Origin of the sequence: Streptomyces sp. NRRL S-920, from assembly GCF_000717945.1 — a bacterium.
Lineage (GTDB): Bacteria > Actinomycetota > Actinomycetes > Streptomycetales > Streptomycetaceae > Streptomyces > Streptomyces alboniger.
In genome coordinates, this window is the sequence record NZ_JODF01000092.1 from 1 (window position 1) to 20,600 (window position 20,600).

Annotated in this window: 17 protein-coding genes; 11 read left to right on the forward strand and 6 right to left on the reverse strand. The window is 70.2% G+C overall.

What is annotated here, in order from left to right; genetic code table 11:
* Nucleotides 1-36: 36 nt before the first annotated feature.
* From IG54_RS0135310 to IG54_RS0135335, 6 genes are all read left to right on the forward strand, one after another.
* A complete protein-coding gene (locus tag IG54_RS0135310) occupies nucleotides 37-393 on the forward strand; it encodes a DUF1048 domain-containing protein (protein WP_030794546.1) in 357 nt (118 codons plus the stop codon).
* Nucleotide 394: 1 nt separating this feature from the next.
* The gene (locus IG54_RS0135315) at nucleotides 395-721 is read left to right on the forward strand and encodes a DUF1048 domain-containing protein (protein ID WP_030794549.1); all 327 of its coding nucleotides are present in this window, start codon (nucleotides 395-397) and stop codon (nucleotides 719-721) included.
* 213 nt (nucleotides 722-934) lie between these two features.
* Nucleotides 935-1,921, forward strand: a complete 987-nt coding sequence (locus IG54_RS0135320; RefSeq protein ID WP_037898356.1) for a daunorubicin resistance protein DrrA family ABC transporter ATP-binding protein — start codon at nucleotides 935-937, stop codon at nucleotides 1,919-1,921.
* A complete protein-coding gene (locus tag IG54_RS0135325) occupies nucleotides 1,918-2,703 on the forward strand; it encodes an ABC transporter permease (protein ID WP_030794555.1) in 786 nt (261 codons plus the stop codon). The genes IG54_RS0135320 and IG54_RS0135325 overlap by 4 nt, the downstream gene beginning before the upstream one ends.
* Before the next feature lie 202 nt (nucleotides 2,704-2,905).
* The gene (locus IG54_RS0135330) at nucleotides 2,906-3,508 is read left to right on the forward strand and encodes a DUF1707 SHOCT-like domain-containing protein (RefSeq protein WP_030794558.1); all 603 of its coding nucleotides are present in this window, start codon (nucleotides 2,906-2,908) and stop codon (nucleotides 3,506-3,508) included.
* A gap of 133 nt (nucleotides 3,509-3,641) precedes the next feature.
* Nucleotides 3,642-3,869 (forward strand): ferredoxin, encoded by a 228-nt coding sequence (locus IG54_RS0135335; RefSeq protein WP_051820388.1) that lies wholly within the window; start codon nucleotides 3,642-3,644, stop codon nucleotides 3,867-3,869.
* Between the two features lie 171 nt (nucleotides 3,870-4,040).
* Here the strand turns inward: IG54_RS0135335 and IG54_RS0135340 are convergent, their stop codons facing one another.
* From IG54_RS0135340 to IG54_RS0135370, 6 genes are all read right to left on the reverse strand, one after another.
* Nucleotides 4,041-5,564, reverse strand: coding sequence for an FAD-dependent monooxygenase (locus IG54_RS0135340; RefSeq protein WP_051820390.1), 1,524 nt, complete (start codon nucleotides 5,562-5,564; stop codon nucleotides 4,041-4,043).
* A 65-nt stretch (nucleotides 5,565-5,629) separates the two neighbouring features.
* The gene (locus IG54_RS0135345; RefSeq protein WP_234336470.1) at nucleotides 5,630-6,679 is read right to left on the reverse strand and encodes a zinc-binding alcohol dehydrogenase family protein; all 1,050 of its coding nucleotides are present in this window, start codon (nucleotides 6,677-6,679) and stop codon (nucleotides 5,630-5,632) included.
* 182 nt (nucleotides 6,680-6,861) lie between these two features.
* Nucleotides 6,862-7,800, reverse strand: coding sequence for a 3-oxoacyl-[acyl-carrier-protein] synthase III C-terminal domain-containing protein (locus tag IG54_RS0135350; protein ID WP_030794570.1), 939 nt, complete (start codon nucleotides 7,798-7,800; stop codon nucleotides 6,862-6,864).
* Nucleotides 7,797-8,327, reverse strand: coding sequence for a biotin/lipoyl-containing protein (locus tag IG54_RS43325; RefSeq protein ID WP_234336471.1), 531 nt, complete (start codon nucleotides 8,325-8,327; stop codon nucleotides 7,797-7,799). Before IG54_RS43325 ends, IG54_RS0135350 begins: the two co-directional genes overlap by 4 nt.
* A gap of 17 nt (nucleotides 8,328-8,344) precedes the next feature.
* Nucleotides 8,345-9,325, reverse strand: coding sequence for an alpha-ketoacid dehydrogenase subunit beta (locus IG54_RS0135365; protein ID WP_030794573.1), 981 nt, complete (start codon nucleotides 9,323-9,325; stop codon nucleotides 8,345-8,347).
* The gene (locus tag IG54_RS0135370) at nucleotides 9,325-10,164 is read right to left on the reverse strand and encodes a thiamine pyrophosphate-dependent dehydrogenase E1 component subunit alpha (protein ID WP_051820392.1); all 840 of its coding nucleotides are present in this window, start codon (nucleotides 10,162-10,164) and stop codon (nucleotides 9,325-9,327) included. Before IG54_RS0135370 ends, IG54_RS0135365 begins: the two co-directional genes overlap by 1 nt.
* Before the next feature lie 455 nt (nucleotides 10,165-10,619).
* On the opposite strand from IG54_RS0135370, the gene IG54_RS0135380 reads away from it, so the two are divergent.
* The 5 genes from IG54_RS0135380 to IG54_RS0135400 form a co-directional block, all read left to right on the forward strand.
* On the forward strand, nucleotides 10,620-10,835 hold the full coding sequence (locus tag IG54_RS0135380) for an MbtH family protein (protein WP_030794579.1): 216 nt from the start codon (nucleotides 10,620-10,622) through the stop codon (nucleotides 10,833-10,835).
* Nucleotides 10,836-11,025: 190 nt separating this feature from the next.
* Nucleotides 11,026-12,699, forward strand: a complete 1,674-nt coding sequence (locus IG54_RS0135385; protein WP_078594908.1) for an amino acid adenylation domain-containing protein — start codon at nucleotides 11,026-11,028, stop codon at nucleotides 12,697-12,699.
* Nucleotides 12,647-12,880, forward strand: a complete 234-nt coding sequence (locus IG54_RS0135390; RefSeq protein WP_030794585.1) for a phosphopantetheine-binding protein — start codon at nucleotides 12,647-12,649, stop codon at nucleotides 12,878-12,880. Before IG54_RS0135385 ends, IG54_RS0135390 begins: the two co-directional genes overlap by 53 nt.
* Nucleotides 12,881-12,889: 9 nt before the next feature.
* A complete protein-coding gene (locus tag IG54_RS0135395; protein WP_030794586.1) occupies nucleotides 12,890-14,077 on the forward strand; it encodes an NAD(P)/FAD-dependent oxidoreductase in 1,188 nt (395 codons plus the stop codon).
* A gap of 52 nt (nucleotides 14,078-14,129) precedes the next feature.
* A partial coding sequence (locus tag IG54_RS0135400; RefSeq protein WP_234336472.1) for a non-ribosomal peptide synthetase occupies nucleotides 14,130-20,600 on the forward strand: 6,471 nt, incomplete at its 3' end.

A 20,600-nucleotide genomic window follows, 5' to 3' on the forward strand; every position in this document is an offset into this window, starting at 1 on the left:
ATCACGCATCGACAGGCTCAAGGAGGAGGGCGGGAGATGAACTTCTGGGAGAAGGTCACCGGCAGCGATCTCAACCGGGAATGGAAGGCGTTCGAAGCCAGGGCCGCGGCCCTGCCGGACGATCACCGGGCGGCGTGGGAACAGATCAAGGCTCACCTCTTCCCCCACGGGGACTTCACCGGCCGCAACCTGCTGCCCATCCTCGACGCCGCCCTGGGGCTGCTCGAAGTGGCAGCGGCCGACGGGCAGAGTGTCCACGAGGTGCTTGGCGATGACATCCAAGGTTTCTGTACCGCGCTTGCCGGTGGGAAAGAGGCCCGGACTTATCGCGATCGGTGGCGCGAGCAGTTGAACAGGAATGTCGCACGGAAACTGAGCCGGCTGGGAGGCTGACGTGAGCATCCAGGACATCATCGAGGGAAAGAAGCAGTGGCGGGGGGACACAGGCCGGGGCAAGGAACTGCCCCCGGACTACCAGATCGTCTACAAGGAAATGCAGAAGTACCTGTTCAAGGTCGGGCCAGTCGACTTGCCCGACGGGCCCCTGCTTCCCGGAATTGTTGACTTCTTCGAGGAGGGCGTCGCCTCGGGCAAGGGAGTCCTGGAACTCATCGGCGACGACGTCGCCGCGTTCTGCGACGACCTGATCAAGGACTCTCCCACCTACGCGGACGCCTACCAGGAATCCATCAGCGGGGAACCTGACGCGGGCGAAAAGTGACACCCGCCGCCCCATGCCAGCGGGCGCAGCCCGCCCGAGCGGTTCGCGAGACCTGACTCAGCCGCGCCCATGTCGGCAACGTCCTCGAAGCAGCAGTCACTCCTCGCCCTCTTCACCCCCATCCAGCCGCCGGCGCTGTAGCGGACCCGTCTCGCCGACGCGCCGCGTCCCTTCATCCAAGCCTCAACGGGAGTACCCATGCCATTTTCCGCCATGCCTGCATCAAGGCAAGAGAGCGACCGGCAGTCGCCCGTGGCCGTCTCCGTCGTGGGCCTGCGCAAGTCGTATGGCGACAAGGTGGTCCTGGACGGCATCGACCTGCGGATTCCGGCCGGTTCCGTGTTCGCCTTACTCGGTCCGAACGGCGCCGGGAAGACCACCGTGGTGCAGATCCTGTCCACGCTCATCCCCGCCGACGGCGGGCAGGCCCAGGTCGCGGGCCACGACGTCGCCGCCTCGCCCGGTGGCGTCCGCGCGGCGATCGGCGTCACCGGCCAGTTCTCGGCCGTGGACAACCTGATCACCGGTGAGGAGAACATGCTCCTCATGGCGGACCTGCACCACCTGTCGAAGGCCGAGGGGCGGCGGGTGACGGCGGAGCTGCTGGAGCGCTTCGACCTCACCGAAGCCGCGAAGAAGCCCGCGACCGCCTACTCCGGCGGCATGAAGCGCCGCCTCGACATCGCCATGACGCTGATCGGCAATCCGCGGATCATCTTCCTCGACGAGCCGACGACCGGCCTCGACCCGCGCTCCCGCCACACCATGTGGGGGATCATCCGCGAGCTGGTCTCCGACGGCGTCACCGTCTTCCTCACCACCCAGTACCTGGAGGAGGCCGACGAACTCGCGGACCGGATCGCGGTGCTGAACGACGGCAAGATCGCCGCCGAGGGCACCGCCGACGAACTCAAGCGCCTCGTCCCCGGCGGGCACGTCCGGCTGCGCTTCACCGACCCGGCCGCCTACAGGGCCGCCGCCACCGCGCTGGACGAAGCCGCCGGGGACGACGAAGCCCTCACGCTCCAGGTCCCCAACGACGGCAGCCAGCGTGAGCTGCGCGCCATCCTCGACCGGCTGGAAGCCGCGCACATCGAGGCCGATGAGCTGACCGTGCACACGCCCGACCTCGACGACGTGTTCTTCGCCCTGACCGGCGGTGTCGGCGCCCTCGCCCAGGCCAAGGAGGCCACCCGATGAGTTCCTTCTCCCTCGCCGTGCGCGACTCGACCACGATGCTGCGGCGCAACCTGCTGCATGTGCGGCGCTATCCGTCCATGACGCTGAACCTGCTCCTGACGCCGATCATGATCCTGCTGCTGTTCGTCTACATCTTCGGTGATGTGATGAGCGCGGGCATCGGCGGGAACGACCGCTCCGACTACATCGCCTACCTCGTGCCGGGGCTCATGATGATGACCATCGGCAGCACGGTGATCGGGGCCGCGATGTCGGTCTCCATCGACATGACCCAGGGCCTCATCGCCCGCTTCCGCACGATGGCGATCTTCCGGGGCTCCCTGTTCATCGGGCATGTCGTCGGCAGCGTGCTCCAGGTGCTCGCCAGTCTGGTGATCGTCGGCGCCGTCGCCGTGGCCATCGGTTTCCGCACCACGGACGCCACCCCGCTCGAGTGGATCGCCGCCGTCGGCCTGCTCGCCCTGTTCGCCCTGGCGCTCACCTGGATCGCGGTGGGGATGGGCATGGCCAGTCCGACCCCGGAGGCGGCCAGCAACATGGCCATGCCCCTGATCCTCCTCCCGCTCATCTCCAGCGCGTTCATCCCCGCGGAGACGATGCCGGGCTGGTTCCAGCCGATCGCCAAGTATCAGCCCTTCACCCCGGCGACCGAGACTCTGCGCGGCCTGCTGATCGGCACGGAGATCGGCAACAACTGGTGGATCGCCCTGATCTGGTGCGTGGTACTGACAGCGCTCGGCTACCGCTGGGCGCAGGCCGTGTTCAACCGCGGTCCGAAGTAGACGGGACCGGAACGCGGACCCTTCCCTCTCCCCCTCCCGCGATCCGGTCCGGCCCGGGGCGGCGGAATCCGACGGAGCGTCGGTGCCCGCCGTCCCCGCGGCATGGCCGGTCCGTGACCCGCAGGCCAAGGAGTGCCCCGTGAGAATCGACGCAGACCTTAGAAGTGGAGGGACCTCGGTGGGACAGGACCGGGATGCTGGTGTGCCGGGGGAGAACCCTCCGTTTGGGGAGCCCGGGCTACGCGCCTCGCACGGGGACCGGGACAGGACGGTGGAGGTCCTGCGGGTCGCCGCGGGGGACGGCCGGCTCACCCCGGACGAACTGGACGGGCGGCTGGAGGCCGCGCTGTCGGCTCGTACGGTCGGTGAACTGACAGCGCTCACGGGGGATCTGCCGCCCGTCTCGGTGATGGCCGGTGGCGCGATGGCCGAGGCCAAGGACGTGGTGCGGATCGAGCAGACCCACGGCAGGGCCGGGCGCGCCGGGCGCTGGGTGGTGCCGCGCAGGCTGGAGCTGGCCGTGACCTGGTGCGACGTAACGCTCGACTTCACCGAAGCCGTGATCACATACGACACGCTCCACCTGGACATGGCCATGTCCGGCGGGAAGCTGACGTTGATCACGCGAGCCGGCGTCGTCGTGGACACGGACGGTGTTCGGCTCGCCTTCAGCAGGCTCAAGTACCGTCACCACAGGGCGGATCGCGACAGGCCGCACGTCCTGAAGGTGGAGCTGTCGGGGCAGAAGCACTACGGGCGCATCGTGGTCAGGTCCCCGCGTCGGCTGTTCGGGCGACGGCCGTGACCTCTTCCCGCTCTGTGTACGAGGTGTCCCGCAATGCCCAACTACCTTTCCGGGGAAGCTTGGTGGGCCCTCGGTTGGCGCACGTCGGCCGGATATGCTCGCACCCCCGTCACCTCGCCGAAGAGGAGCTGTCATGAGCCCGCGTACCAAGGAGTCGGGCGAGGCGAGAGCCCGGATCCAGGTGGACCGGGACCGGTGCGTGGGCGGAGGAATGTGCGCTCTCGTGGCTCCGGACGTCTTCACACAGGACGACGACGGGCTGAACGAAATCATCGAGGGCCAGGAGCACAACTCCGGATCCGCGGTGCGTGCGGCGATCGGAGCCTGCCCCGTCCAGGCCATCCGGATCGGCGGTGCGTGAGCCGTCGGCCGCGCCGGCACTCCGCCCACTCCGCCCACTCCGTCCTGCCGTCCGGAGCCCGGGGAAGGCCGCCGTGCCGGACCGCCCCGACGGGCAGGCCGGCACGGCAGCGCTCCTTGACGACGTCGCCCCGATACGGACCTGGTCAAGAACGCGGCGGCGTTCGCCCTCTCACCCCGGCAGGGCGGGGCCGAACCACTTGGCGAGCGCGCTGCGCAGGCCGGGGGAAGCGGGTGCGCCGCCCGTAGCGGCAGCCCAGGCGACATGGCCGTCGGGCCGGATCAGGACGGCGGACGGAGCGGGTGTCCCGTCGGCGGCGGGGACGGCGGCCCAGCGGGCGTCGTCACTGCGCGCCTCGACATGGTCGACGCGGTCGGCCCACCCTTGGGCGGCCGCCGCCACCTCGCTGCCGCCGCCGAGGTCGAGCAGTACGGGGCGGGCGGTGCGCAGCAGCTCGTGGACGCGTGTGGCGCCGTCGGGCGTCTTGAGGTCGGCGTCGGGCACCCGGTGGCCGACAAGGGGGTGATCGCCGTCGACCGGATACCGGACGTCCAGCCCGGTGAGCATGCCGCACAGATGGCGGTTGACCTCGTCGAACGTGATGAGCGAGCCGAACACCTCGCGCAACGCGTCCATCTGCTCACCGGGGCGGGCCAGGGCCGACTGGGCCCGGGTATTGCGCAGCACCCGGGCCGCGACCGGGTGCCGCTCGTCGTGGTAGGTGTCCAGCAGGCTCACCGGCGCCCGGCCGCGCACCACCGAGGCCAGCTTCCAGCCGAGGTTGACCGCGTCCTGCACCCCCACGTTCAAGCCCTGCCCGCCGGCCGGATAGTGGATGTGCGCGGCATCGCCTGCCAGCAGCACCCGCCCGTTGCGGTACCGGGAGGCCTGCCGCGCCGCGTCGCCGAACCGGGAGACCCAGCGCGGGCTGTGCATGCCCCAGTCCGTGCCCGCCAGCCTGATCAGCGCCGCACGGAGCTGTTCGAACGTCGCCGGATCGTCCCGGCCGGCGACATGGTCGTACTCCGATGTGATCACCCGGTACCAGCCCGGTTCGAGCGCGATCACCGAGAAATGGCCTCCCGGGCAGCGCCGCATGAAGATGTAGTCCTCCGGCAGATCGGGGAGTTCGACGTCGCCCAGCAGCGCGGTCATCGTCGCGTCGGTGCCGGGGAAGCCGATGCCCGACAGCTTGCGCACGGCACTGCGCCCGCCGTCGCAGCCCACGAGATAGCGGGCGCGCAGCCGTGCCGGTGCCGACGACGGAGGCGATGACAGTTGCGCCGTCACACTCAGCGGGTCCTGGCGGACTCCGGTCACCTCCGACGACCAGCGCACCCGTACGCCGAGTTCGGCGGCCCACTCCTCCAGCAGCCGCTCGATGGCCGACTGGAGGATCATCAGCGGCCTGGCGTGCCGGGACGCGGACTCGTCGAAGTCCAGCCAGAGGCCGGAGAAGTGGCCGACCGACTGGATCTCGCCCGCCGCGAGGAACCGGTCCAGGACCCCGCGCTGGTCCAGCACCTCCAGCGTGCGGGCGTGCATCCCGCCGGCCCGCGACTCACCGGTCCGTCCCGCGAGCCGGTCGACCACCACTACGTCGGCGCCCGCGAGCCGCAGCTCACAGGCGAGCATCAGTCCCGTCGGCCCGGCGCCGGCGATCACCACATCCGTGTCCATCCCGGCGTGGCCCATGGTGTCTCCTCCCTCGGATTACGTCCCTGACCTCGACCAAGGACCTCCGCAGTGGCCCGGGCGGGTCAGAGCGGGTTCACGCCGTACGTCGGGAAATACGAGCCGATCCTGCCGTTCGCGTAGTCGTCGGCCAGGTCGGGCACCCGGTCGAAGCCGTACATGACCTCGGACCCCGCCGGTGGCATCCAGCCCTCGGCCTCCTGGAAGTCCCGTATCGCCGGGGAGTCGGACAGCCGCCAGACGTGCGTGTTCACATGGATGTGGCGGCTGATGCTCTCGACGCTCCGCAGATGCGTCAGGCGCATCCCCGCCTTCCACCCGCAGGTGGTGACGACCCCCTGACGTGCCAGGGCGCTGAGGGTGACGTCGTACAGGGGCTCGCCGATATTGTCGACGAAGATCGCGACCCCGTGACCGTCGCTGAGATCCCGGGTCACGTGCAGGAAGTCCTCGACTGATGTGCGGCGCTGTTCGTGCCGCTCCCGGTCAGTCGGCGAGCGGCGGGTGGGGCGGGACAGAGCGGGGAACCGGCGGCGGTCCACCGGAGTGATGCCGTGCTTTCGCAGGAAGGCGACGCGTTCGTCGGAGCCCGCCGCCATCGCGACGCGGAACCCGGCCCGCCTGGCCAGCAGCAGCTCGGCGAACGCCACACCTCCGCCCCATCCGAACACCAGGTGCCGCGCCGGGTCGTCGTCCGGGACCTGGGTGCGCCAGCATCCGTACGCCTTGTTCCAGTTGTCCCAGGCGGTGAAGTACCGCCCGTAGGAAGCCCATTGGGACAGCGAGTACGCCGTGGCGTCCGGCAGCGGGAGGAGCAGCCGCGCGTCCATCTTCGACTGCTTGGCCAGCAGGCCGATGGTGCCCGGTGCGTCGTAGGCGTGCGCGAGTTCCGCGTAGCCGAAGCGGTCCATCCTGCCGAAGGGCATCAGCAGACAGAGATCGCCCTCGCGGACCCCGACATCCGCCGCGCGCCCCGCGTTCACCTTGAGCACGCGCACCACGCCCAGGTTCCCCAGGACCACCGCGTCCTCGCCGCGGCTGCTACAGACATCGATCGGCGAGCGGGTCAGCGCGTGGTCCATGTTGGCTTCCCAGGAGCCGATGATCGGCTCCACCAGGGCCTCGCCATCCTCCAGGGGACCGAAAGCGAACCGGCCGTACCGCAGTGCGGCCCCGGGTCCGCCGTCCTGGGGGCCGGTCGTGGCGCCGGAGTGCAGAACCCAGGCTTCTGGCCTGTAGATGACAGCCTCCTAGATCGGTGGGACCGAGTCGATGGGGTACGAAGATCCGGCGGGCGTCAGGAAGACGTGGTGACCGGCACCCGGTAGTCCACCGCGACGCCTCCCCATGCCTCGCCGGCGCCGTAGGCCACCGCACCGAGCCGCCCCCGGGAAGGGAGGGCAAGCGCTTCCAACTCCTCGGCGAACGCCAGGGGGATGGACGCGGACGAGGTGTTCCCGGAGTGCTCGATCCGGTTCACGAAGGGAACGTTGAGATCGGCGGTGAAGCCGCGGACCTGCTCCAGGATGCGGCCGTTGGCCTGGTGACCGACCAGGACCGTCGGCGCGGGGCCGTTGTCGACGAGATACCGCGCCGACTCCGTCATCCGGCGCACGGCACGGTCATACACCTGCGCGCCGTCCAGATGGATGCCGCCGGTGTCCGTCTCCCGCATGAGCCCCTCCTGGGAGCCGTCACAGCCCGCCACCTGGCACGACAGCGCGAACTCGGCCCGGTCCGCCAGCAGCACGGCCGCGGCGCCGTCGGCGAAGATGCAGGCCGTCTGCCGGTCCGACGGGTCCACCAGCCGTGACATGGCCTCCACCGAACACAGGAGCACCGAGCGCGAACGCCCGGCATCGCAGAGCGAGAGCCCGGTGACCAGGCCGTAGACGAAGCCGCAGCAGGCCGCGTTCATGTCGAAGGCCAGCACCGAGGGCCCGAGACCGGCCAGTCGCGCCACCTTCTGCGCGATGCCGGGCACACGCTGCCGCACCGAGGTACTGACCACGATCAGGGCGCCGATCGTGGACGGGTCGTCCAGCCGGGCCACGATCGGCGCGCACACCTCGGCCGCCACCTCCGCCAGCGGGGTGTCGGCCGGCAGCCAGGAGCGGGACGCTATGCCGCTGCGACGGCGGATCCACTGGTCCGTCAGACCGATCGGATCGAAGTGGTCGTTGCCGACCGTACGTCCCGGCTTCACCGCGACGAGATCGACGATGCCCGCGCTCACCGCCCGCTCGCCAGCTTCATGAAGTAGACGCTGAAGTCCGACAGGAGGGGGAAGCCCGCGGTCTCCCGCAGGTCGCCCTTGACATGGAGTTCACGTTCCAGCCGCTGGTGCAGCTCGACCAGGTCGAGCGAGTCGAGATCCAGCTCGGCGACCGGCCGGGTGAGGTCCTGCGGGCCCGACGACGGCTCCCGCTCCCGCAGTTTGGCCAGCATGACGTCGCTGATGCGCTCTTCCATCTCGCTCATGGATGTTCTCTCCCGCTCATCCGCCGGGACCGAGGGCTGCGACGCGTGGCTCGGTCGGTCGGCTGCCAATCGGTACAGCACCTCACCCGACGTGAGGATCGTGCCGGCGGTCGCCGAGTGCTCCACGACCCGTCCGTCCCGCTCCGCCAGGATCTCCGTGCTGGCCTTGTCGGTCTCGACGACGGCGACGACGTCGCCGCGCCGGACCCGGTCACCGACGCCGACGACCCACTCGACAAGCAGGGCCTCGTCGAGGCTGTGCCCGAAACCAGGAACCGGCATGTCCTCCAACGAACCGCTCACCCCGTCATCACCAACACCTCATTCTTGATCTCCTGCACACCGATCAGGTACTGCTGCTCGAAGTCCGCCGGGGGATAGACACGACGATCCGGAGCCAGCCGGCGGACCGGACCCCGCAGCGAGCCGACGTCACGCTCCACGACCGAGGCGGCGATCTCGGCGCCGACACCCAGGTCCCTCGACCCCTCGTGCACGATCAGCAGGCGCCCCGTGCGGGACAGCGACTGAAGGATCGTGTCCATGTCGAGCGGGGCCACCCAGCGCAGGTCCACCACCTCGACATCGACATCGGGGCTGAGTTCTTGCGCCGCTCGCAGCACCTCATGGGTGATCGCGCCGTACGTGACCACGGTCAGGTCCGTACCCCGTCGCGCGACGCGGGCCGCGGTCGGGGACTTGGCCGGCGCCGGATCGCGGGGCGGGACGACTTTGCGCCAATACAGGCGGATCGGCTCGTACATCACCACGGGCGCGCCGAGCGTCACGGCGTACCGCAGGATCTGGTCCGCGTCCTCACCGGTGGAAGGGCACGCCACCGAGATGCCCGGGACACGCGCGAAGAGCGCTTCATTGGACTCGCTGTGGTGCTCGACGCCCCGGAATCCGCCGCCGGTCGGGATCCGCACCACCAGGCTCGGGCTGAGCTGCCCGTTCCACCGGGCGCCGACACGGGCGGCCTGGGTCACCAACTGGTTCACGCCGGGGTAGGTGAACCCGTCGAACTGGATCTCGCAGACCGGGACCAGGCCGCTCATCGCCATGCCCACGGCCTGGCCGATGATGCTGGATTCGGCAAGGAGCGTGTCGCGGACCCGCTCCTTGCCGAAGCGCTCCTGGAGGCCGCGGGTCACCCGGAACACGCCGCCCAGGCGTCCGATGTCCTCACCGAGCAGCAACAGCCCGGGCTCCTGCTCCAGCAGATCGGCGAGGGTCGCGTTGATCGACGCCGCGAGGCCGTCCGACCGGACCGTAGTCATCACGCGTACTCCTTCATCAACAGCTCGCGCGCCTCCCGCACTTCCGCGTCCACGGCGTCCCGCCACGCGCGGTCCACCACACCCAGGTCGTGCAGCCGGGCCGCATACGCCGCCACCGGATCAGCGGCCCTCGCCCGAGCGATGTCCTCACTGCTGCGGTACAGCTCTTGGGCGTCGGAGGTCGAGTGTCCGTGGATGCGGCCGACCTCGATCTCGACGAGGCAGGGTGCTCGCCGGCGGCGTATGTGGGCGGCCGCACGGGAGCAGGCCGTGAAGACCGCTTCCGGGTCCTGGCCCGACAGCCCGATGGACTCGATCCCGAAACCCCGGGCGCGCTCGGCCAGCGAGGTGCGCATCTGTTCCTCGGTCGGTGTCGACAGCGCCCAGCCGTTGTTCTGGCAGATGAACAGCACGGACGCCGACTCGACGGCGGCGAGGTTCATGGCCTCCGCCATGTCGCCCTCGCTGGTGGCGCCGTCACCGACGTAGACGACGACGAAGTCCTCGCGTTCCTGGAGGCGTTGCCCGATCGAATAGCCGACGGCGTGCAGTGTCTGCGCGGCCAGCACCAGGGTGTAGGGGAAGAAACCCACTCGGCGCGGATCCCATCCGCAGAACGTGCGGCCGGCCCACTGCCTCAGCAACTGGTCGGGAGTGACGCCCCGCACAAGTGCCACCGCGTGCTCGCGATAGCTGGGGAAGACGGTCGCCGAAGGTGGTACGGCCAGCGCGGAGCCCACCTGCGCGGCCTCCTGCCCCTGGCAGGAGGCCCAGAGGTCGAGAGCGCCCTGCTTCTGTAGCTGACAGGCCTCTTCGTCGACACCCCTTGCCACCAGCATGTGACGCAGCAGCGCACGTCGAGTGCCGTCATCCGGAGCTGTTCCGTGCTCGGATTCTGACTTCAGAGTCATGGATCACCAGTCGTCGGTTCGTCGATGGGCTTTCCGTCGCCGTGCCGCACGCGCTCGCCTCGGCGGTGGTGGTGGATTGGGTGAACCCGAATGTGAGCGGGCCCAATTTAGGGGCCACATCTCGGTCATGGTGGCACAGGAGGCCGAGGGGAAACAGGTCCGGCAGAGCGGGCGGGAGTTCACCGAATCCGCCGTCCTTGCGGCCCTGGCAGACGCGTCCTAGCGTCCCCCACCGTGGCATCGGCACTGTCTGGTGCCCGCTGATGCGGGATGTCCCGTCGACAGGACAATGCCGGACCGGAAACCGCCCGTCCGGCCATTTCCCTCCTGCGCCGTTCCGCATTTCATCCGGATTCATGTCGTGACGGCTAAGGACGGTGGCAGTGAGCACGAACCCATTCGACGACGAGAACGGAACCTTCCACGTCTTGGAGAATGACGAGGGCCAGCACTCCCTGTGGCCGGTGTTCGTCGACGTACCCGACGGCTGGCGTGTGGTCCTCGGCGACGCGGCACGAGACGAATGCCTGGAGTACGTCGAGGAGAACTGGACGGATCTGCGGCCCAGGAGCCTGCGAGAGGCCATGGCCGCGGACTGAACAGGCGAGGCGCCCCGGCGGGTGGCGGCTCCGCGGTGCGCGGGACGGCGGCCGGACCGGCGCCACCGGGCAGCGGCGGACCCCGCCGTGCCACCGCGGGGCAGCCGAGTCCGCGCCCGCATCCGCCCGTCGGCCGGGACGCACGTACCACTCGCCCCCGGCCGAACCACCGTCACGACGGAGTTGGTTGATGATCCTCCAGGGAACACGGGTTGCCCTGCCACCCCTGCCCCTCGTGCACAAGCGGTTCGAGGCGCACGCCCGCACCACTCCTGAAGCCGTCGCCCTCCGCTGCGCCGGGCAGCAGATGACCTACGCGCAACTGGACGCGCGCGCCAACCAGTTCGCGCACTACCTGGCCGCGCGGGGGTACGGGCGGGGCGACAAGATCGGTCTCTGCCTCGACTACTCGGTCGACCTGGTCGTCGCCGTCCTCGGCACGCTGAAGGCGGGTGCGGCCTATGTGCCGCTCGATCCCACCTATCCGCCGGCCCGACTGCGGCTGCTGCTCGGACAGATTCCCGGCCTCGCCCTGGTGGTGGCCTCACCGTCGACCGCCGGCCTGGTGGAGCCGACGACCGCCGAGGTCGTCGCTCCCGAGCGGTGGAGGGACCTGCTCGACGGCCTGCCGGTGACATCGCCGGAGATCCTGGTCGGCGGGGACGACCTGTGCTACGCGGTCTTCACGTCCGGGTCGACCGGCACGCCGAAGCTCGCCGGTGTGCGCCACGAGGGCTGGTTCAACCTGCTGAACTGGCTGACCCTCGAATACGGCCTGCACCACGGCTCGGACAACCTGGTCGTCAGCGCGTTCGGATTCGACCTCTCCCAACGCAGCCTGCTGATGCCGCTGTTCTGCGGTGCCACCCAGCACCTGATGGCAAGCCGCCACTTCGACATCGCGATGGCCTACCGCATGCTGTCGCAGCACTCCATACGCACCGTGCACTGTGCCTCCAGCACCCTCTACCTGCTGGTGGACTGGGAAACGGCACGCCGGGGCACGGCACTCGCCGGGCTGGACTACGTGCTGTTCGGCGGTGAGCCGCTGCATTTCGACCGGATAGCGGACTGGGCCCACGCGGACGGGAACACGTGCACGCTCCTTCACCAGTACGGCGTCGCCGAGTGCACGGATATCGCCTCCTCGTACGACCTCACCGGCTACCGGCCCGCCGAACACGGGGCGGCGCCGGTCGGCCGGCCCGTCCACAACACTGAGATCCACATACTCGACGAGAAGTCGCAGCCGGTCGGGGCGGGGGAGTACGGCGAGATCTGCCTCTCGGGAAAGGGCGTCGGCGCCGGCTATCTCAACCCCACGGGACCCGAGAGTGAACGCTTCACCACCGCGGTACTCGACGGCACCCCGCGCCGCCTGTACCGCACGGGCGACCGCGGCCGCGTTACCCCGGCCGGCGACCTCGTCGTCGCCGGCCGCATGGACGCCCAGGTGAAGGTGCGGGGCATGCGCATCGATCCCGCCGACATAGAGCGCGCGCTCGACAGCCTCGACGGCATCCGGCAGGCCGCCGTGGTGGCCAGGGAATCCGCCTCCGGAGACCACGAGCTGATCGCCTTCGTCGTACCGGCGGCACAAGACCTCGCGGAAAGCGAGGTACGTGCCCGATTGCTGGAGACGCTGCCACGGAACATGGTTCCGGCGCGATTCCTCAATATCCGTGAGCTTCCCCTGAGTCCGCACGGAAAAGTGGACCGCTCGGCCCTGGCTGAGGAGTCCCGAATCCAACACGCCGCCACCGGTACGGCGGCCGACTCGCAGGACCTTGATGGCGCGGAGGAGGGGTGTGATGATTACCGAAAAGGTGCGGGCCATTTGGTGCCGAGAACTCCAGCGCGATGACATAGCGGTCGACGACGACTTCTTCGCGCTGGGCGGCCAATCCGTGATCATGGCCAAAATCCAAGCGGGATACATCGACGAACTCGATGTCGAAGTCCCTATGGATCAGATGTACCTCAACCCGACGGTGGCCTTGATTTCCGCATACATCGAAGCCACGGGTGCCGTGACTCGATCCTAAGTGAGGGCCATGTACGACGTAGTTGTCATAGGTGCCCGGTGCGCGGGCTCGCCGGCGGCCATGCTGCTCGCCCGGCAGGGCTACCGCGTCCTGCTCCTGGAGAAGGCACGGTTCCCGCAGGACACCCTGTCCTCGCACTACATCCATCAGCCGGGGGTGGCGCTGCTCGCCCGCTGGGGCCTGCTCGACCGGCTCCGTGCCGCGGGCTGCCCGCCGATCGACCAACAGAGCTACCAGGCCCCGGGGGTCCGGCTGGACGGCTTCTCGCTGCCGGTCGACGGTCAGCGCACCACGTACGCGCCGAGGCGTTTCGTGCTCGACCCGATCCTCGCCGAGGGCGCCGCGGCAGCCGGGGTGGATGTCCGCGAGGGGTGCACCGTGAGCGACCTCCTCCTCGACGGCCACCGGGTCGCGGGGGTGCGCTACACCACGCCCGGGGGCGCCGAGGAGACCCAGCGGGCGCGGCTGGTCATCGGCGCCGACGGCATGCGGTCGCTGGTGGCCCGCAAGGTCGGCGCGCCCTACGTCATCGAGCACCCGCGGATGACCTGCACCTACTACAGCTACTGGTCCGGGGTGCCCGGGCACTTCGAGCTGTACGAGCGGCCGGGACGGTGGCTCGGCGTCATCCCCACCAATGACGACCTCAAGCTGATCATGGCTTACTTCCCGCAGAGCGAGTTCGCCGAGGTCCGTACAGCCGTCGAGCCCTCCTTCCTGGAGGCCGTCCGCTCCACGGCGCCCGAACTGTACGAGCGGATGTCGGCGGGTCAGCGCGAGGAGGTGTTCTACGGCACGGGACGCCAGGAGAACTTCTTCCGCAAGGCCTACGGCCCCGGGTGGGTCCTGCTCGGCGACGCGGTGCACCACAAGGACTCCATCACCGCCCGCGGCATCACCGACGCCTTCCTCCAGGCGCAGTCGCTCACCGACCACATCGGCGACCGGCTGCACGACGACACGGCGCTCGACATGGCGCTCAAGCGTTATGAGAGCGGTCTGACCGACAGCTTTCTCGATCTCTACCAGGGCGCGCTCAACGTGGCCGAACTCAAGCCCGGCAGGCAGTCGGAGATGCTGCGCAAACTGGTCGGTCACCAGCACCTGATCGACCGCTACTTCTCGACGGGCTCCGGCGCATGCTCCATCGACGACTTCTACAACGACGAGCTGTTGGCAGTGCTCGACCAGGGTTGAGCAGCGCATCGCTCCCGGCTCGTCCCGCGGATTTGGAGACACATTGATCCCGTTGTCCTTCGCGCAGCGCCGACTGTGGTTCGTGGACCGTTTCGAGGGTCCATCGCCGACGTACAACGGCGCTTTCGCACTGCGACTGACCGGCGAGCTGAGCGTCGGCGCGCTGGAGTCGGCCTTCCTCGACGTCATCGGCCGGCACGAGGTCCTGCGCACCGTGATCGTCGAGGACGGCGACGGCGTTCCGCACCAGCGGGTGCTCGCCACCGAATCGGCGCCCTTCACCCTGGACCTCGTCGAGGCCGCGGACGAGACGGAGCTGTCCGCGGCCGTCACGGAGACCGCCACCGCCTCCTTCGACCTCGCCTCCGACGTGCCGATCCGCGCCCGCCTGGTGCGCAGCGCGCCGCGGGAGCACACCCTGGTCCTGGTGGTGCACCACATCGCCCTGGACGGGGAGTCCATGGGGCCGCTGCTGCGGGACCTGACGGTGGCCTACGCCGCCCGGGGCGCGGGCCGCGCGCCGGCCTGGGAGCCGCTGCCGGTGCAGTACGCCGACTACACCCTGTGGCAGCAGGACGTACTCGGTGACGAGTCCGACCCGGACAGCCTGGCGGCCCGGCAACTGGACTACTGGCAGCGGACGCTGGCCGGTCTGGCCCAGCCGCTGGCCCTGCCCACCGATCGCCCGCGCCCGCGGACGACGAGCCGCCGCGGCGACGTGGTCCGGTTCCGGCTGGACGCGGAACTGCTGCACGCCGTGGAGAAGCTGGCCGCGCAGGAGGACAGCACCGTCTCCATGGTGATGCACTCCGCGCTGGCCGTCCTCCTGCACCACCTCGGCTGCGGGGACGACGTGCCCATCGGCGCCCCGATCGCGGGACGCACCGACGAGGAGCTGCGCGACCTCGTCGGCTTCTTCGTCAACACCTGGGTCCTGCGCGTCGATCTCACGGGCAACCCCACCTTCGCCCAGGTGCTCCGACGGGTGCGGGAGCGGTCCCTCGCCGCCTACGACAGCCAGGACATTCCGTTCGAGCGCCTGGTGGAGGTCCTCAACCCGGACCGCTCCACCGCCTACCACCCCCTGTTCCAGGTGATGCTCTCCTGGCAGCCTCCCGTGCCGGACCTGGACATCGCGGGCCTTGAGGTCAGGGCCGAGCGGATCGAGACCTCGACGGCCAAGTTCGATCTGTTCTTCGACATGATCCCGGTGGACTCCGGCGGGGCGCGGTGCCGTCTGGAGTACGCCACCGACCTGTTCGACCGGGCCACGGTCGAGGCCATGGCGAACCGGTTCGTGCGCGTGCTCGGCCGGCTGGTCGCCGACTCCGGGCGGCACATCGGCGGCATCGACGTGCTGGACGCGACGGAGCGGGACCGGCTGCTCCACCGGCTGGGCGGGCGCACCGAAGCCGTGTCCGACCTGACGGTGCCGGAGCTGTTCGAAGCGCAGGTGGCCAGGACTCCGCACGCTCCCGCCGTGGTGTGCGAGGACCGGACCCTGACCTACCGCGACCTCGACGAGCGGGCCGACCACGTCGCGCGGGAGCTGATACGACGCGGAGCGAGGCCCGAAGACCTGGTGGTCCTCGCGCTGCCGCGCACCGAGGACCTCGTCATCGGTCTGCTCGGCATCCTCAAGTCCGGCGCCGGCTACCTGCCGATGGACCCCCGGCATCTGGGCGGACGGGCGGCCACGGTGCTGTCCGAGGCCCGGCCGCGGTTCGCCGTGACGGACAACCGGACATGGCAGGCCATGCCGGAGAACGACATCCCCGCTCTGCGCCTCGACGACGCGGCCGAATGGGCCGAGCGGGACGCAGACGGCCAGAAGGACCCAAGGGACGCGGACCGGACCGGCCCGCCGAGCCCGGACAACCTCGCCTACGTGATGTACACCTCCGGCTCCACGGGCACGCCCAAGGGCGCGGCGATCACCCACCGCAACCTCGTCAACGGCGTACGGGAGCTGGCGCGGGTCCTGGACGCGCCGCGCGGCTGGCGGATGCTGGCCGGCACCTCGGTGAACTTCGACGTGTCGGTCTTCGAGCTGCTGACCACGCTGTCCACCGGCGGGACGGCCGAGGTGGTGGAGGACGCACTGGCGCTCGCCGAGCGCGACAGCTGGGACGGCCATGTGATCAGCGCGGTCCCCTCGGTGCTCGCCGAACTCGTGGACCGCCTGGGGCGGACGACCGATGTGCGCTCGGTCGTCCTCGCGGGCGACGTGCTTCCGGCCCGGCTGGTGCGGCAGGTCCGCGAGGCGCTGCCCAAGGCGCAGATCGTGAACGGCTACGGGCAGAGCGAGAGCTTCTACGCCACCACGTTCTCCCTCGCCGCCGACGAGAAGTGGACGGACGGCGATGTCGCGCCCATCGGCACCCCGCTGGCCAACATGCGTGCGTACGTACTGGGCCCCGGACTCGCTCTGGTGCCGCCGGGGGTGGTCGGGGAGCTGTACGTGGCCGGCACCTGCCTGGGCCGCGGCTACCAGGGCCGCCCGGCGATGACCGCCGAGCGTTTCGTGGCCAGCCCCTTCGGCCCGCCGGGGACACGGATGTACCGCACCGGCGACCTGGCCCGCTGGAACACACGGGGCCTGCTGGAGTGCGTGGGCCGCAGCGACGGCCAGGTGAAGGTGCGCGGCTTCCGGATCGAGACCGCCGAGGTCGAGGCCGTCTGCGCGAGGCACCCCGGGATCAGCGAAGCGGTGGTGGTCAGCCGCGAGGCGCCCTCGGGCGGACGGCGACTCGTCGCGTACGTGGTCCACAACTCGGGGCCGGTGGCGGGCGACGACGGCCGGGGCGGTATCGCCGACGTCGACATGCAGGCCGGGGCGTCGGCCGCCGAGCTGCGCGTGTTCGTCGCGGGGCAACTGCCCGACTACATGGTGCCGTCGGCCTTCGTGGTCCTCGGCCGCATGCCCCTGGGGCCGACCGGCAAGATCGACCGGTCGGCGCTGCCCGAACCGGAGTTCCTGGGCGAGAGTTCCCGGGAGCCGCGCACCGAGGCCGAAGCGATCATCACCGCGGCGTACGCGGACGTCCTCGGCGTGGAACGCGTCGGTGTCGACGACGACTTCTTCGCGGTGGGCGGGGACAGCCTGCGGTCGATCCAGGTGGTGGCGCGTGCCCGGGCCCGGGGCCTGGAGCTGACCACGCGGGAGATCTTCGAGTGCCGCACGGCGTCGCGGCTCGCGGAAGTGGCCGCTGCCCGCCAGAAGCCGCTTCCCGCACCTGCGGAGGACGAGGACGACGGCGACGGCGCGATACCGCTGCTGCCGGTGGCGCGGCAGGTGTTCGAACACGGTGGGGGAACGAAGCGGTTCTCGATGGGGATGGCTCTGGAGCTGCCCGCAGGCATCGACCGGCCCGGCCTCGCCGCGACGCTGGACGCCGTGCTCGACCGGCACGACCTGCTGCGGGCGCGGCTGACGCACGACGAGGAGCCCGCCCTCGTCGGCCGCCCCGAGGGCAGCGTGCGAGCGGACGACCTGATCCGCCGGGTCCCGTGCGACGGCCGGTGGGACGAGCCGTCCACCCTGGCCATGGCGAAGGCCGAGGCCGATGCGGCGGCGGGGCGCTTGGACCCGGAAACCGGAGTCATGGCGGACTTCGTGTGGTTCGATCCCGCGTCGGGCCCGGGCCGACTGCTCGTGGTGCTGCACCACCTGGTGGTGGACGGGGTCTCCTGGCGCATCCTCATGTCGGACTTCGCCGAGGCCTGGCAGCAGGTCCGATCCGGCCGTACGCCCGAGCTGCCACGGGTCGGTACCTCGGCCCGCCGCTGGGCATCGGCTCTCCAGGAGGAGGCCCGCACCCCCGAGCGGGAAGCGGAACTGGCGTACTGGCAGGACCTGTTGAGTGCTCCGCACTCCCCGCTGGGCGAGCGGCGGTTCGACCCGGCGGTGGACGTCATGACGACGGTCGACACCGTACGGGTGGACCTGCCCGCCGATGTCACCGACGCCGTGCTGACCAGGCTGCCCGCCGCCTACCGGGGCACAGGCGCCGATGTGCTGCTCACCGCGCTCGCCCTGGCGGTGAACCGATGGCGCGGTGCCGACGACTCCACCCTCGTCCGCCTGGAGGGACACGGCCGCGAGGAACACATCGTCGCCGGGGCCGACCTGTCCCGCACGGTCGGCTGGTTCACCAGCATGTACCCGGCCCGGGTAGACGTGCGGGGAGTGGACCTGACCGACGTGCTGGCGGGCGGACCGGCGGCCGGAAAAGCCATCAAGCTGGTGAAGGAGCAGTTGCGCGGTATCCCTCACAAGGGTGTGGGGTACGGCCTGCTGCGCTACCTCAACCCGGACACCGCGCGACAGCTCGCCGCGTGCCCGGTGCCGCAGCTCGGCTTCAACTACCTCGGCCGGATCTCCGGCGCCGACGTACCGGAGCACCTGCGCGCCGACGGCTGGGGACCCGCGTCCTGGGCCGCCGAACTGTCGCCGATGCCCGACCCGGACCTGCCGGCGCTCTCCGCGCTGGAGGTCAACGCGATGGCCACGGACGGCACCGGCGGCGCCCGGTTGCAGGCGGCCTTCATGTTCCCCACCGGCGTGCTGTCCCGCGAGGCGGTGACCGAACTCGCTGCCCTGTGGGTCGAGGTGCTGCACGGCATGGCCGCGCACGCCGCGGGCACGGGGGTCGGTGGACTGACGCCCTCGGACGCCCCGCTGGTGCCGGTACGGCAGGACGAGATCGAGGAGTGGGAAGCCAGCTACGGCCGCCTCATCGAGATATGGCCGCAGGCGCCGGGACAGACCGGCATCCAGTTCCAGGCCGCGCTCGCCGACGGCTCCTTCGACGTCTACCACATGCAGTTCGTGCTGCACCTGAGCGGCCGGGTGGAGCCGTCACGGATGCGGTCCGCGGGGCAAGCGCTCCTGGACCGCCATCCGAACCTGCGCTGTGCGTTCGCCACCGGGGCCGACGGCGATGCGGTGCAGGTGGTACCGGAGCATGTCGCCCTGCCCTGGCGCCACGTCGACCTGGCCGACCGGCGCGCAGCCGAGCAGGACACGGCGCTCGACCAGGCCCTCGCCGACGACCGCGCCGACCGGCTCGACCCCGCGCGGCCCCCGCTCATCCGCCTGTCCCTGCTCACCTACGGACCACAGCGGGCGAAGCTCATCATCACGGCTCACCACACCCTGTTCGACGGCTGGTCGTCCACGTCCGTCATCCGGGACCTGATCCTGCTGTACGCCGGCGGCCACGAGCTTCCTCCGGTCCGCAGCTACGGCGACTACCTGGCCTGGCTGTCCACGAAGGACCGCGAGGTGTCGGCGGCCCGGTGGCGGGCCGAACTCGCCGGGTTCGACCAGCCGGCCCTCGTGGCCGCCGGCCGGACGGCCGCCGGCGAAGCGACCGCCCACGGGCGCATCGAGGTCCCGCTGTCGATCGACAGGGGAAAGGAGCTGGCCCGGCGCGCGGCGGAACTCGGCGTCACGCTGAACACCCTGCTCCAGGGCGCCTGGGCGATTTTGCTCTCCAAGCTGACCGGACAGCAGGACGTGGTGTTCGGGGCCGCGGTCAACGGCCGCCCGGCGGACCTGCCCGGCTCCGACGAGATGGTGGGCCTGTTCGTCAACACCCTCCCGATCAGGGTGCTCTGCCGGCCGGACCGCAGCGTCGCCGACGTCATCGTCGACCTCCAGGAGCGGCAGACCGCGCTGCTCGACCATCACCACTACGCGCTGGCCGACATCCAGCGGGACGTCAGGATGCCTGTCCTGTTCGACTCGATCATCGCCTTCGAGAACTACCCCCTCGACCGGCAGGGCATCATCGACGCGAACGTCTCCGCGGGCTTCACGATCGACGGCATCCGGCCGATCGCCGGATCGCACTACCCGCTCACCCTCAACGCGTCCGACCCGTACCTGCGGCTGACCCTCGACTACCAGAACCACCTCTACGACCGCGACTCGGCGGAAACCATCGCCGCCCGACTGGTCCGTGTCATGGAGCAGTTGGCGGTGGATCCGTCGTTGGCGGTGGGTGGGGTCGATGTGCTGGGGGCCGAGGAGCGGGTGCGTCTGGTGGGGGAGGTCAATGACACGGCGCGTGCCGTGGAGTGGGTTTCGCTGCCAGATGCGTTCGAGGCGCAGGTGGCGCGGACGCCCGAGCGGGTGGCGGTGGTGGGTGAGTACGGGTCGTTGACGTATGGGGAGTTCAATGCGCGGGCCAATCGGCTGGCGCATTGGCTGCTGGAGCGGGGTGCGGGGCCCGAGCGGGTGGTGGGGGTGCGGATTCCGCGGTCGGTGGACATGATGGTGGCGATTTATGCGGTGGTGAAGGCGGGAGCGGCGTATCTGCCGTTGGACACCGGGCTGCCGGAGGAGCGGTTGCGGCAGATGACGGAGGGTGCCCGGCCGTTGCTGGTGCTGGGTGAGGATCTTCCGGATACGGCGGATTATCCGGTGACCGATCCCGAACGGATGTTGTGGCCGGACAGCGCGGCGTATGTGATGTATACGTCTGGTTCGACGGGTGGGCCCAAGGGTGTGCTGGTG

Bases quoted from the DNA above. Each gene is read 5' to 3' on its own strand.
- IG54_RS0135335 (WP_051820388.1), top strand. From the start codon at position 3,642: ATGAGCCCGCGTACCAAGGAGTCGGGCGAGGCGAGAGCCCGGATCCAG.
- IG54_RS0135340 (WP_051820390.1), bottom strand. From the start codon at position 5,564: ATGGGCCACGCCGGGATGGACACGGATGTGGTGATCGCCGGCGCCGGG.
- IG54_RS0135320 (WP_037898356.1), top strand. From the start codon at position 935: ATGCCTGCATCAAGGCAAGAGAGCGACCGGCAGTCGCCCGTGGCCGTC.
- IG54_RS0135385 (WP_078594908.1), top strand. From the start codon at position 11,026: ATGATCCTCCAGGGAACACGGGTTGCCCTGCCACCCCTGCCCCTCGTG.
- IG54_RS0135370 (WP_051820392.1), bottom strand. From the start codon at position 10,164: ATGCTGGTGGCAAGGGGTGTCGACGAAGAGGCCTGTCAGCTACAGAAG.
- IG54_RS43325 (WP_234336471.1), bottom strand. From the start codon at position 8,327: ATGCCGGTTCCTGGTTTCGGGCACAGCCTCGACGAGGCCCTGCTTGTC.
- IG54_RS0135310 (WP_030794546.1), top strand. From the start codon at position 37: ATGAACTTCTGGGAGAAGGTCACCGGCAGCGATCTCAACCGGGAATGG.
- IG54_RS0135365 (WP_030794573.1), bottom strand. From the start codon at position 9,325: ATGACTACGGTCCGGTCGGACGGCCTCGCGGCGTCGATCAACGCGACC.
- IG54_RS0135390 (WP_030794585.1), top strand. From the start codon at position 12,647: ATGATTACCGAAAAGGTGCGGGCCATTTGGTGCCGAGAACTCCAGCGC.
- IG54_RS0135395 (WP_030794586.1), top strand. From the start codon at position 12,890: ATGTACGACGTAGTTGTCATAGGTGCCCGGTGCGCGGGCTCGCCGGCG.
- IG54_RS0135325 (WP_030794555.1), top strand. From the start codon at position 1,918: ATGAGTTCCTTCTCCCTCGCCGTGCGCGACTCGACCACGATGCTGCGG.